Raw genomic sequence first — 12,286 nt, forward strand, 5'->3', positions numbered from 1 at the left:
TGTTAAGTGTGCGCAGATTGCCACTCTGAAGCCCGTTTTGGGTAATCTGCGCACACTTAACGCGTACCAACGGTCAACCGGCGGCGTCGCCACCCGGCGTTCTGCGTGCGACGATGAGTTCATGAAGATCGCTGTCATCGGAGCTGGAATCGGCGGACTCTCGACGGCCGTGGGACTGCAGAGGGCCGGCGCCGAGGTCACCGTGTTCGAACGTGGCCCCGAAGTGAGGGCCGGTGGTTCGGGACTGTCGATCTTCGCCAACGGGCTTGCCGCACTGGAGTCGCTCGGTCTGCGCGAGGCGTTCGACGCCGTGACCGATTCCAGCGTCGAAGGCTTCGCCGCAGGTCAGCGCCGCGCAGACGGGCACTGGATCGCTCAGGTGCCCGATGATTCGGTCGGTGCGCTGCGCATCGTCGACCGGGCCGACCTCCACCGCATCCTCCTCGATGCTCTGGCTCCCGGGACAGTGCGCACCGGCACCGAGGCGACGGCGACCGGCACCGACGGGACGCTGACTATCAGGGCCAGGTCCGCCGACGATTCGAGCACGATGGAGTCGATCGCAGAGCGTTTCGACCTCATCATCGGCGCCGACGGTCTGCACAGCTGGGTCCGCACCGTCGTCGACGGTGAACCGGTGGCACCGCGGTACTCCGGGTATTCCGCGTGGCGGGGCATCACCTCGGTGCCGGTGGATCTGTCCGGCGAGGCCGGGGAGTCGGTCGGGCACGGACGCCGCTTCGGCATCGCTCCGCTGGCCGACGGCCGCGTCTACTGGTTCGCTGTGGCGAATATGCCGCAGAACGCGGTCTTCGCCGATGAGAAGGCGACGATCGAGCAGATGTTCACAGGCTGGCACTCCCCCATCGCCGATCTCATTGCCGCCACCCCCGCCGAGGAGGTCCGTCGCACCGCTATCTCCGACCTCTCCCGCCGGTTGCGTCGTTATCACCGCGGCCGAGTCGTCCTCGTCGGCGATGCCGCACATGCGATGACGCCGAACCTCGGTCAGGGTGGCGGTCAGGCCCTCGAAGACGCAGCGACGCTCACCGTCCTGCCTGCCCCGCTGATCAGTAAGTCTCCGGGGCCCGAGGCGAATCGACCCGGGCGGATGGTGGAGCAAGCCGAGATACCAGTCTCCGCTGCAGGTGCGGGAGCGGGCGCAGGTGCTAGAGCGGGCGCAGGTGTGAACTCTGCCGACGATGTGGGCACACGCGCCTCAGCGCCGGCAGACCTCGGTGCGGCACTCAGCCGCTATGACTCGCTGCGGCGTCCGCGGACGCAGTCGATCGCACAGAAGTCTCGGCTGATGGGGCAGGTGTTCCAACTCGAATCGCCGCTGCTGGCGCGGCTGCGCAATGCCGTCTTCTCAGCGGTTCCGTCGCGACTCATCGCCGCTCAGGCTGCGAGCGTCCAGAAATGGTCGCCGCCGACGATGTGATGCTGCCTGTCGGCAGCCACTGGCGCACTGCGGACGGCGCTGTCGGTCGGAATCTGCCCAACTAGCACCGCTGACATGAATTAAGTGTGCGCAGATTGCCCATCAGACGCCGGATTTTGGCAATCTGCGCACAGTTGACGCGTTCTCCCAGCAGCGTCGGGTCGCCCCAGCTGCTTGAACTCGAAAAAACCTGGGTCGCCAACAGATACCCAGCGCAGAACTCAGGTCGCTATCGGATACTTCTCTCGCTCGAAAGTATCCGATAACGACCTACATTCGGACGAGTACCTGCTTAAACACGCCTAGTCGGTCAGCGCTCGGTTGTAGGCGTCGACGACTGCGGGCAGGAAGAAGCCCAAGAGCACGGCGATGGCGGTGACCAGGCAGGCCAGCCCCAGCCACAGGGAACCGCCGATGACGCTGAAGGCGAAGACGATGACGAGCAGCTCGAAGGCGATCGCCGCCGGACGCGCCCACCGATGCAGACGCCAGGCGCCCCGGGCCGCGGCGCCGACACCGGCCGCGAAGATGAGGAACATGACGGCCAGACCGATCAGCGAAGCCGCCAAGGGGCCGGCGGTGATCGCGGTGATGACGAATGACACCGCCGCACCGACCAGGGCCAGCGCCTGGATGCCGAGGGCGCTCACGGGCAGCAGCATCGCCCGTGGGGTCGGAACGCCGTGCCCCTCGGGCTCCGGTGAGGCACCGGACGCTGCGGCCCGGTCATTGTGTGAGCTCAAATGGTCACCCGGGCGAATCCGGGGATGAGGATCTCGTCGAGCATGCGCTCGCGCACATCCAGCGGCAGGAAGGCAGCGGTGATGGCGTTGACCGTCGCCCATTCGAGGTCCGTCTGGTTCCAACCGGCCTCATCGACGAGCAGACGCATCTCACGCGACACGGAAGTGCCGGACATGAGCCGGTTGTCCGGGTTGATGGTGACAGCGAATCCGAGATCCTTGAGCCCCGTGATCGGGTGGCTGGCGATGGTGCCGCCGATGTCGGTCTGCAGGTTGGAGCTCGGGCACAGTTCGAGCGGGATCTGCTGGTCGAGGACCCAGGCGGCGAGGCTGCCGAGCTGCCCCTGGCCGTCGACGATGTCCATGTCCTCGACGATGCGCGCACCATGGCCCAGACGCTGAGCGTGGCAGATCGTGACAGCCTCGTGGATGGATTCCTTGCCGGCGGCCTCACCGGCATGGATCGTCACCGGCACATAGGCCTGGTGCAGGGCGTTGAAGGCGGAGAGGTGCGCAGACGGCGGGAAGCCGTTCTCGGGTCCGGCGATGTCGAAGCCGATGACACCGGAATCCGCGCCCTTCTCACGATGGCGGATGGCCAGTTCGGCGATCGCCAGCGAGTTGTCGGCCTGACGCATGGCCGTGATGAGCTGTCCGACGCGGATGTACTTGCCCTCGGCCGCGGCCTCGGAGACGCCGGCTTCCAGACCGTCCTGGACGGCTTCGACGACGGCGTCGAGTTCGAGTCCGCCTTCGAGGTGCTGTTCGGGAGCCCACCGGGCCTCGGCATAGAAGACTCCGTCGGCCACCTGGTCGAGGACCCATTCCTTGGCCACGCGGCGCAGGTTGTCCTCGCTCTGCATGACCGCCACGGTGTGCGAGAACGTCTCGAGGTAGCGGACCAGGTCACCGGAGTTCGCGGACTCCGAGAACCACCGGCGCAGCGATTCGGCATCGGAGGCGGGCAGGGTGTGACCGATCGAGTCGGCCAGTTCGAGCATCGTCGACGGGCGCAGACCGCCGTCGAGGTGATCGTGGAGGGAGACTTTGGGCAGCTGCAGGATGGGGTCGTCCGATGCGACGCCGGCGGGTACATTCATCACCGTCTCAGCTTATCCGATGCGGCGCGCGGCCCTCATCCTTTCTCCGGGTCGATCTCCCCGCTCTTGATCCGCTCGCGCAGGTCCGTGATTCCGCGTCCGGCGTCGGAGACACGGGAGAGGAATCCGTCCTCGGCGACGATGCGCACTCCCCCGTTGTCGAGGGTGCCCCAATAATGACGGTCGGCGACGCGGAAGCCGCCGATCTCCTCGGGCCCGGTCTTCGGGGCGGGGGCCACCTCGTCGGGGTTCTTGCTCTGCGGCCAGTCGGGGAACATCGTGCGCAGTCCGCGGCGCACGTTCGGCTCCAGGGTGGCCACGATCGCCTTGGAGAACCCGCCGGCGGTGCCGTACCAGACGACTTTCGGCAGGCTCGGTCCCTCATCGTCGCCCTCCGGATCCTCCGTTGCCGCGGTCAGCTCGGTCCGCTTCTCATCCGCCGAGGTGACCACCCCCATCGCGGCCGCCGATCCGAACGGGACGAGCACGTCGACATCGGCATCGAAGGACCGTTCGAAGTAGTCCTTCCCGGCGTCGCGGGTATCGTCGATCGTCCGAGGCGAACCGTTCGCCGAGGCGGCCCCGCCCGAGGAGGGACGATAGGACTCCGCCTTCGGCAGGTCCTCGTCCTTCTCCTTGTTGTACAGGTCGACCCCGGCGTCGAAGGCGGCCAGGATGCGTTCGGACTGCGGGAAACCGTGCGCGACGACGACCCCGACCTTCCCCGTCTCCGAGGCTGTGGCAGCGGTGTATCCCGCGATGAACGCCGGCGGGACGAGGTCGAAGTCCATGCTCAGCACGTTCTTCGGCAGGTCGTCGGTGCCGCTGGAGACCCCGAGGAACAGATCATCGGGGTGGGCGGCGGCGAAGTCCGCGAGTTCGTCCGCTCCCCCGGGTCCGATGACCGTGGTCAGTGCACAGTCGTGTCTGTGCATCCGATCCAATGCCGCCGAGGTGGCCGACCCACCCGAGACACGCTGGCTCGAGGTACCCGAGAAGACCCCGGCCCCACGGGCCAGTTCCGCCTCCTCGAGGGTGAGCGCACCGGCCGAGTGATCGTCGAAGCCGGCCGGAGCCGAGACGAGGCAGCCGAGCCGTTCCTCTTCGAGGGCTTCGGGAGTCGTGACGGAGCAGCCGGTCAGCACCAGGGTGCCCACCGCGGTGAAGGCGGCGATGGAGGTGCTGCGGGTTCGGAGACTCATGACATCAAGATTATCGGCCGGGTAATCAGCGTGGACAGCCGGCGCAGCCGAGCAGCCACCGATCGCTGTCGTTTGGTCGCGGACCGTGACAGGTCGATCAGCGGTCGCGGTCGAGGACCTTGAGAGCGGTGGCGGTGAATACGCGGGCGGCGATCTCCACGGCGCGTTCGTCGATGAGCAGATCACCCTGGTGGATGTCGTAGGTGATGCCGCCGGGTGTGCGGGTGCCCAGCCGGATGAGCGCACCCGGGCAGTGGGTGAGGTACCACGCGAAGTCCTCACCGCCCATGGACTGCGGGGTCAGCTGCACCGAGTTCTCGCCGAGCTCACCGCGGACCGCGGATTCGATGAGGGTGACCTGGTCTTCGGTGTTGACCACCGGTGGGACGCCTCGGCGGTGTTCGAGGTCGACCTCGACTCCGTACGGTCCGGCGATGCGGTCGACGAGCTCGGGCAGCACCTCGGCGACCTGGTTCCAGCCGTCCACGTCGAGGCAGCGCAGGGTTCCGCGCAGAATCCCCTCGCTGGGAACGACGTTCGCTGCGTGACCGGCGCTGATCTCGCCCCACACAAGGGAGATCGCGTGCCGCGGATCGATCAGCCGGCCCAGGGTCGAGGGCAGGTCGGTGGCGAGCTTGCCGAGCGCATAGACGAGGTCTTCGGTCAGATGGGGACGGGAGGTGTGCCCGCCGTGACCGGAGAGGCGGATGATGACCGTGTCGCCGGCAGCGGTGATGGCGCCGATGCGCGAACCGACCTTGCCGATGTCGACGTTCGGGTCACAGTGAACGGCATAGACTTCGGGCACGTCGTCGAGGACGCCCTGGGAGATCACGCGCAGCGCACCGCCCGGGGTGACTTCCTCACCGGGCTGGAAGATCAGTCGCACGCGACCGCCGAGGCCGCCGGGCCGTGATTCATGGATCTTCTGCAGGGCGATGCCGGCGCCGATGAGCGAGGTCAGGTGGACGTCGTGGCCGCAGGCATGGGCGACGCCGGGAACGGTGGAACGGAATTCCTCGTCGATGAGGTCATCAACCGGCAGGGCGTCGATATCGGCTCGCAGTCCCACGGCCACCGGCCCCTCGCCGACCTCGCAGACGACCCCGGTGCCTTCGAGGCGCTGGGGACCCAGACCTGCGGCCTCGAGACGGGCGACGATCTTGTCGGTGGTCTCGAACTCCTGGAAGGACAGTTCCGGATGGGCATGGATGTCGCGGCGGAAATCGATGAGTTCTGCACCGATCTCAGCGATTGTCGAGCTGATCACGTCGGGTCCTTCAGGGCGGGGAGGTCGGGGATGGGCGATGTCGAACATTTCAAGCAATGCTAAGCACTCGATGTCATAAATGTGCCCATTGCGACCAATTTCGACATACTTCGCAGTTCGATCCCCCACGCCCGGGGGCGGCCCAGCGACTCAGAGCAGTTCGTCGAGTCCGCGCTCACCGGCGACGGACACTGCCTTCTTCACGTCCTGGGCGTGCGAGCGGGAGGTGATGAGCAGGACGTCGTCGGTGTCGACGACGACGAGGTCTTCGAGTCCGACGATCGCCACGGTCCGCGGTCCTTCGGAGAACACGACCCCCGAGGCATCGACCTCGAGCAGGTCGGTGTTCCCGCCGATCGAGATCACTCCGCGCGGCTCCCCGGGCACCGGCTGCCGCAGGCGGGCCACCGAGTCGAAGTCGCCGACGTCGTCCCAGCCGAAGTCACCGGGGATGACGATGACACGACCGGCCGCGGCCGCGGGCTCGGCCACCACATAGTCGATGGCTCGCTTCTCCAGTCCGGGCCACACAGCACTGAGGACCTCGTCGTGGTCAGGAGTGTCCCAGGCCTCGGCGATTCGGGCCAGTCCCGAATAGAGCGGCGGGTCCTCCTCGGCGAGGATGTCGAGGAGGGAGGACGCCTTGGCGATGAACATGCCCGCGTTCCAGCGGTAGCGTCCGGAATTCACATACTGACGGGCCGTGCTCGCCTCCGGCTTCTCCGCGAATGCCAGCGCCCGCCTGGCCGTGGGCGCCCCGTCGAGCCCGAGCAGCTCACCGGTCTCGATATAACCGTAGGCGGTGGCAGGATTGCGGGGCATGATGCCGATGGTGACGATGTCACCGGTCTCCGCGGCAGCGACGGCCTGGTCGATGACGAGACGGAATTCGTCGACGTTCGTGATCGAATGGTCGGCGGAGAACGAACCGACGATGGCGTCGGGGTCCTCGCGGGCGATGATCATGGCCGCCAGTCCGATGGCGGCGGCAGAGTCCTTCGGGGACGGTTCGGCGATGATCTGGGCGCGAGCGATATGCGGCAGCTGCTCGGCGACCTGGTCGAAGTGACTCTCACCGGTGACCACCCAGACCCTGTCTTCGCCGACGATCGGCGCGACCCGGTCCCAGGTGGCCTGGATGAGGCTGCGGCCGAGGCCGAGGACATCGTGGAGGAACTTCGGCGTCGCCCGGCGAGACAGCGGCCACAGGCGCGTTCCGGATCCGCCGGCGGGGATGATGGCGTGGAAGTGCGTGTTCACGATTTCAGTGTCTCAGAATTCGGGCACACCTTCCCCGAGGTTGCCCGCCGTGTCGGATGAGCCGATCCCCAGGGATCCGGTGGGGATCTCCCCACCTCAGAGCCGCCTCGGGGATGGTGCACCTGAGTTCCCGGGCCGCCCGGGTCAGGACGGGAGCGCAACAATTTAGAGCACACGACTGTGATGTAATTGAAATTTCGTGAGACGCGAAATCCCAGTTTTGAGGGAATTGCCAGGGTTGCGGTGTGATCCGGGACGCTCAGCCGTGTCTCGACTGGCACGGAAGCGGTCTTCGGCGTAGTTTCTAGACGTACACACCCGAATATTCAAGATGGAGGATGCTCCGTGGCCAAAGCGTCTACGGGCACTCTGTACCGAGGAAACGAAGGAATGTGGTCCTGGGTCGCGCATCGCGTCACAGGCGTCGGAATCTTCTTCTTCCTTCTGGTCCACGTGCTCGATACTGCACTCGTCCGCGTCTCGCCCGAGGCCTACAACGCAGTGATCGGAACCTATAAGACACCGGTCATGGCATTCGGTGAGATCGCGCTCGTCGCCGCAATCGCATTCCATGCGTTCAACGGTCTGCGCGTCATTCTCGTCGATTTCTCGAAGAGTGGCCCGAAAAATCAGAAGAAGCTGTTCTGGGGAGTCATGGTTGTGTGGCTCATCATCATGATCGCCTTCATTCCCCGCCAGCTGATGCACACCTTCGGAGGCTGACATGAGCACAACATCCATTCCGGCTCCGCGGACCGGCTACTCCCGGCACAAGTCGACGCGTTCGAAGTTCGAGATGTTCGCATGGCTGTTCATGCGCATCTCCGGCGTCGTGCTCGTCATCCTCATCTTCGGCCACCTGTTCGTGAACCTGTGGGCCGGCGACGGCGTCCAGGCCATCGACTTCGGCTTCGTCGCAGGCAAGTGGGCCAGCCCGTTCTGGCAGATCTGGGATCTGCTCATGCTGTGGCTGGCGATGCTGCACGGCACCAACGGTCTGCGCACCATCATCATGGACTACTCCGAGAAGCCCGGCACACGCATGTCCCTGCAGGTGATCCTCTACATCGCCTCGGTCATCGTCATCGTGCTCGGCACGCTCGTCATCTTCACGTTCGATCCCTGCCCGGCCGGAGCGGACCCCTCGGTCCTGGCTGAGTTCTGCAAGGCCTAAAGGAGAAACATGCAGGTACATCATTACGACGTCGTCATCGTCGGTGCCGGCGGCGCCGGCATGCGTGCGGCGATCGAGTCGGGCCAGCGTGCCCGCACCGCCGTTCTCACCAAGCTCTACCCCACCCGTTCGCACACCGGAGCCGCCCAGGGCGGAATGTGCGCCGCACTGGCGAACGTGGAAGAGGACAACTGGGAATGGCACACCTTCGACACCGTCAAGGGCGGTGACTACCTGGTCGACCAGGACGCCGCCGAGGTGATGGCCAAGGAAGCCATCGACGCCGTCCTCGATCTCGAGAAGATGGGGCTGCCGTTCAACCGCACCCCCGAAGGCAAGATCGACCAGCGCCGCTTCGGCGGTCACACCCGCGACCACGGCAAGTCCGCCGTGCGCCGCTCCTGCTACGCCGCAGACCGCACCGGTCACATGATCCTCCAGACCCTGTACCAACAGTGCGTCAAGCACGGCGTGGAGTTCTACAACGAGTTCTACGTCCTCGACCTCCTCATGACCGAGGTCGACGGGGTCAAGCGCCCCGCAGGCGTCGTGTCCTACGAACTGGCCACCGGTGAGATCCACGTCTTCCAGGCCAAGTCGGTCGTCTTCGCCACCGGCGGTGTCGGCAAGGTCTTCAAGACCACCTCGAACGCACACACCCTGACCGGCGACGGCATGGCCGTGACCTACAACCGCGGAATCCCGCTGGAGGACATGGAGTTCTTCCAGTTCCACCCGACAGGCCTCGCCGGCCTGGGCATCCTGCTGTCCGAGGCGGCTCGCGGTGAGGGCGGAATCCTCCGCAACTCCGAGGGTGAGCGCTTCATGGAGCGCTATGCCCCGACGATCAAGGACCTCGCCCCGCGTGACATCGTGGCCCGTTCGATGGCTAACGAAGTGCGCGAAGGCCGTGGCTGCGGACCGAACAAGGACTACGTCCTGCTCGACCTCACTCACCTCGAGCCCTCACACATCGACGAGAAGCTGCCGGACATCACCGAGTTCGCCCGCACCTACCTCGGTGTGGAGCCCTACACGGAGCCGGTGCCGGTCTTCCCGACCGCGCACTACGCGATGGGCGGCATCCCGACGAACATCGAAGCCGAAGTCCTCGCCGACAACGACACCGTCATCCCCGGCCTCTACGCCGCCGGTGAATGCGCCTGCGTGTCGGTGCACGGTTCGAACCGTCTGGGCACGAACTCGCTGCTCGACATCAACGTCTTCGGCAAGCGCGCCGGCATCGCCGCTGCGGAATACGCGAAGACCGCCGAGTCCGTCGAACTGCCCGAGAACCCGGCGAACGACGTCGTCGAGATGCTCGAGAAGATGCGCACCTCGGACGGCACCGAACGCATCGCGGCGATCCGCAAGGATCTGCAGGACATCATGGACGCCAACGTGCAGGTGTTCCGCACCGACGAGACTCTGCGTGACGCTCTCGACGAGATCGCCAAACTGCGCGAGCGCTACAACAACGTGGGCATCCAGGATCGCGGCAAGCGCTACAACCTCGATCTGCTCGAGGCCGTCGAGCTCGGCTTCCTGCTCGAGCTCGCCGAGGTCATCTCTGTCGCCGCCATCCACCGCAAGGAATCGCGTGGAGGACACTTCCGCGAGGACTTCCCGGATCGTGACGACGAGAACTTCATGCACCACACGATGACCTACCTCGATCCCGAAGCGGAGACCGACGGCATCAAGGGCATGCGTCTTGAGACGAAGCCCGTCATCGTCACCCGTTACCAGCCGATGGAGCGTAAGTACTGATGAGCACCGATACCACCCCAGAGCCAGCGTCGAAGATCGACCTGCCGACACATGTGTCAGGCGAAGGCGGGTCCATCCCGTCCTTCGACTGCACCTTCCGGATCGCTCGCTTCGACCCCGAGGTCGATTCCGAGCCGCACTGGGAGGAATACAGCATCACGATGTACGGCACCGACCGTGTGCTGGATGCTCTCCACAAGATCAAGTGGGAGATCGACGGTTCGCTGTCCTTCCGCCGGTCCTGCGCCCACGGCGTCTGCGGCTCCGATGCGATGCGCATCAACGGCCGCAACCGTCTGGCCTGCAAGACTCTGCTCAAGGACCTCGACACGTCCAAGCCGATCACCGTCGAGGCGATCAAGGGCCTGCCGCTCGAGAAGGACATGATCGTCGACATGGAGCCCTTCTTCCAGTCGTACCGCGAGGTCATGCCGTTCCTCGTCACCTCGGGACACGAGCCCACGCGTGAGCGTCTGCAGTCGGCCGAACAGCGTGCGGCCTTCGACGACACCACGAAGTGCATCCTCTGCGCTGCGTGCACCTCGTCGTGCCCCGTGTTCTGGACCGACGGCCAGTACTTCGGTCCGGCCGCGATCGTCAACGCGCACCGCTTCATCTTCGATTCGCGTGACGAAGGCGGAGACATGCGCCTCGAGGTCCTCAACGACAAGGAAGGCGTGTGGCGCTGCCGCACCACCTTCAACTGCACCGAGGCCTGCCCTCGCGGCATCGAGATCACCAAGGCCATCGCCGAGGTGAAGCAGGCGATCCTGCAGCGCGCATTCTGATCGCGCCAGTCTGATCCCGACTGCAGCGGCCCCGCACCACACGGTGCGGGGCCGCTTTCGTCTGTCCCGCCGTGATTGGGTGCTTTTCACCACGGCCCAGTTGAGGGTGGATAGCCCACGTTTGAACGTGGGCTATCCATCTCAAACTGGGCTGCCACCACAAGCTTCGTCTCGGTGAGGTGCCGTCTCGAGTGAACGAATCCTGAGGACGAGCTGCTCGCGGCGAAAGTAGACTGGTGCGCATGCGTTTCACCCGCTCGACTGCTTCCTCACTACGCGCCCTGCCCCTGAGCATCCTCGGCTTCGCCGCCGCACTGCTGATGCTCGCCGCGCAGCTCGTCCACTCCCCGGCCCCCGCACACGCGGTGCCGCAGCCGGCAGAGTCGACAGCACCGGCGTATGTCAGTCCAGAGGACCTCGGTGACGGTGCGAAGCCGCCGAAGCCGACGGGCACGTCCTGGTTGGTGGGCGACCTCGACTCCGGAGAACTGCACGTGGCGAAGAATGTGGAGAAGCGGCACGCTCCCGCGTCGACGATCAAGCTGCTCACGGCTCTGGCGCTCGTGGACGAGTTCGACGACAAGAAGAAGAAAGTGACCGCCGAGTTCGAGGACATGGAAGTCGATGGGACGAAGGTCGGTCTCATGCAGACGAACAAGTACTCCATCGATCTGCTCTTCCACGCGATGCTGATGTCGAGCGCCAATGACGCGGCGAATGCTCTGGGTCGTGCAGCAGGCGGACAGGACAAGGCCGTGAAGCTGATGAACGAGAAGGCCGCCGAGCTGGGCATGTCGAATACGCAGGCGAAGAACACCTCGGGACTCGACGCAAAAGGCCAGTACACGACCGCTGAGGACCTCATGAAGCTCGCGTGGGCGGTGTGCGAAGACGATTACCTCATGAAGGTCATCGGCACGGAGACTTATCAATTCCCGGGCGGAAAGAACCCGCAGACGAAAGAGAAGTTCAAGGGCTACGAGATCCAGAACCATACGAAGATCGTCGGCCAGGTCGACGGCGGGCTGGGCCTGAAGAACGGGTTCACTCGGGCGGCGAAGGGCTCGTACGTGGCCGTGGCCGAGCGCGACGGGCACCGTGTGGTCGCGACGATGCTCGGCATCGACAACAACTCTCGCCAGGTCGCCGTGGACCTGCTCGACTGGGATTTCGCCCAGAAGGACCCGAAATCGCTGCAGACCGTGCCCGTCGGGGTTCAGGCCACCGCCGAGGCGGCCCCCACCGCCACTGGCAGCTCGAGTGATGCCGGGGGTGCCGAATCGGATTCGAGCGAAGCGACGGAGTCCCAGAAGTCCGATGAGTCGGAGCCATCCATGGCGTCCCAGACCGTCGGTGCGGCACTGGACAATCCCCTGGCGCTCGTCCTCCTGGCGGGTGGGGTCGTGCTCTTCATCGCGACGGTGATCCTGTGGCTGCGACTCCGGGCACGGATGCAGGGTCGACGATAAGGGCATTCAGAGCCTCCTCGGCCAGAGGCCGGCGAAAACGATCTGCAGGTCCACCACGGCGAGAGGATC

Annotated in this window: 11 protein-coding genes; 6 read left to right on the top strand and 5 right to left on the bottom strand. The window is 65.5% G+C overall.

The window, feature by feature from the left end; genetic code table 11:
* The first annotated feature begins 121 nt into the window (after positions 1 to 121).
* Entirely contained in the window at positions 122 to 1,441 is a 1,320-nt protein-coding gene (locus tag ACOZ9V_RS13235) for an FAD-dependent oxidoreductase (protein ID WP_434590678.1), read from the top strand.
* 302 nt (positions 1,442 to 1,743) lie between these two features.
* Here the strand turns inward: ACOZ9V_RS13235 and ACOZ9V_RS13240 are convergent, their stop codons facing one another.
* The 5 genes from ACOZ9V_RS13240 to ACOZ9V_RS13260 all read right to left on the bottom strand — a co-directional run bounded on the left by ACOZ9V_RS13240 (position 1,744) and on the right by ACOZ9V_RS13260 (position 7,016).
* The gene (locus tag ACOZ9V_RS13240) at positions 1,744 to 2,184 is read right to left on the bottom strand and encodes a hypothetical protein (RefSeq protein WP_229664251.1); all 441 of its coding nucleotides are present in this window, start codon (positions 2,182 to 2,184) and stop codon (positions 1,744 to 1,746) included.
* Positions 2,181 to 3,284, bottom strand: a complete 1,104-nt coding sequence (locus ACOZ9V_RS13245) for an adenosine deaminase (protein ID WP_181272498.1) — start codon at positions 3,282 to 3,284, stop codon at positions 2,181 to 2,183. Before ACOZ9V_RS13245 ends, ACOZ9V_RS13240 begins: the two co-directional genes overlap by 4 nt.
* A gap of 35 nt (positions 3,285 to 3,319) precedes the next feature.
* On the bottom strand, positions 3,320 to 4,486 hold the full coding sequence (locus ACOZ9V_RS13250) for a BMP family ABC transporter substrate-binding protein (protein ID WP_139470355.1): 1,167 nt from the start codon (positions 4,484 to 4,486) through the stop codon (positions 3,320 to 3,322).
* A 97-nt stretch (positions 4,487 to 4,583) separates the two neighbouring features.
* Positions 4,584 to 5,756: an amidohydrolase gene (locus tag ACOZ9V_RS13255; RefSeq protein WP_139470356.1), complete on the bottom strand. Its 1,173-nt coding sequence runs from the start codon at positions 5,754 to 5,756 to the stop codon at positions 4,584 to 4,586.
* Between the two features lie 150 nt (positions 5,757 to 5,906).
* Entirely contained in the window at positions 5,907 to 7,016 is a 1,110-nt protein-coding gene (locus tag ACOZ9V_RS13260) for a mannose-1-phosphate guanylyltransferase (RefSeq protein ID WP_181272497.1), read from the bottom strand.
* Positions 7,017 to 7,361: 345 nt separating this feature from the next.
* Here ACOZ9V_RS13260 and sdhC point away from each other — a divergent pair, with 345 nt between their 5' ends.
* The 5 genes from sdhC (at position 7,362) to ACOZ9V_RS13285 (ending at position 12,217) form a co-directional block, all read left to right on the top strand.
* Positions 7,362 to 7,739 carry a succinate dehydrogenase, cytochrome b556 subunit gene (gene sdhC, locus ACOZ9V_RS13265; RefSeq protein ID WP_081770431.1) on the top strand — a complete coding sequence of 126 codons (378 nt, stop codon included), beginning with the start codon at positions 7,362 to 7,364 and terminating at the stop codon, positions 7,737 to 7,739.
* 1 nt (position 7,740) lies between these two features.
* Positions 7,741 to 8,190, top strand: coding sequence for a succinate dehydrogenase hydrophobic membrane anchor subunit (locus ACOZ9V_RS13270; RefSeq protein ID WP_025778711.1), 450 nt, complete (start codon positions 7,741 to 7,743; stop codon positions 8,188 to 8,190).
* Between the two features lie 9 nt (positions 8,191 to 8,199).
* Positions 8,200 to 9,960, top strand: coding sequence for a succinate dehydrogenase flavoprotein subunit (gene sdhA, locus ACOZ9V_RS13275; RefSeq protein ID WP_139470358.1), 1,761 nt, complete (start codon positions 8,200 to 8,202; stop codon positions 9,958 to 9,960).
* Positions 9,960 to 10,748, top strand: coding sequence for a succinate dehydrogenase iron-sulfur subunit (locus tag ACOZ9V_RS13280; RefSeq protein WP_101546859.1), 789 nt, complete (start codon positions 9,960 to 9,962; stop codon positions 10,746 to 10,748). Before sdhA ends, ACOZ9V_RS13280 begins: the two co-directional genes overlap by 1 nt.
* 242 nt (positions 10,749 to 10,990) lie before the next feature.
* Entirely contained in the window at positions 10,991 to 12,217 is a 1,227-nt protein-coding gene (locus tag ACOZ9V_RS13285) for a D-alanyl-D-alanine carboxypeptidase family protein (RefSeq protein ID WP_434590686.1), read from the top strand.
* The last annotated feature ends 69 nt before the right edge of the window (positions 12,218 to 12,286 follow it).

Origin of the sequence: Brevibacterium sp. 1718 (genome assembly GCF_051131255.1) — a bacterium.
GTDB lineage: Bacteria > Actinomycetota > Actinomycetes > Actinomycetales > Brevibacteriaceae > Brevibacterium > Brevibacterium sediminis.

Bases quoted from the DNA above. Each gene is read 5' to 3' on its own strand.
- ACOZ9V_RS13235 (WP_434590678.1), top strand. From the start codon at position 122: ATGAAGATCGCTGTCATCGGAGCTGGAATCGGCGGACTCTCGACGGCC.
- ACOZ9V_RS13245 (WP_181272498.1), bottom strand. From the start codon at position 3,284: ATGAATGTACCCGCCGGCGTCGCATCGGACGACCCCATCCTGCAGCTG.
- ACOZ9V_RS13250 (WP_139470355.1), bottom strand. From the start codon at position 4,486: ATGAGTCTCCGAACCCGCAGCACCTCCATCGCCGCCTTCACCGCGGTG.
- ACOZ9V_RS13270 (WP_025778711.1), top strand. From the start codon at position 7,741: ATGAGCACAACATCCATTCCGGCTCCGCGGACCGGCTACTCCCGGCAC.
- sdhA (WP_139470358.1), top strand. From the start codon at position 8,200: ATGCAGGTACATCATTACGACGTCGTCATCGTCGGTGCCGGCGGCGCC.
- ACOZ9V_RS13280 (WP_101546859.1), top strand. From the start codon at position 9,960: ATGAGCACCGATACCACCCCAGAGCCAGCGTCGAAGATCGACCTGCCG.
- ACOZ9V_RS13285 (WP_434590686.1), top strand. From the start codon at position 10,991: ATGCGTTTCACCCGCTCGACTGCTTCCTCACTACGCGCCCTGCCCCTG.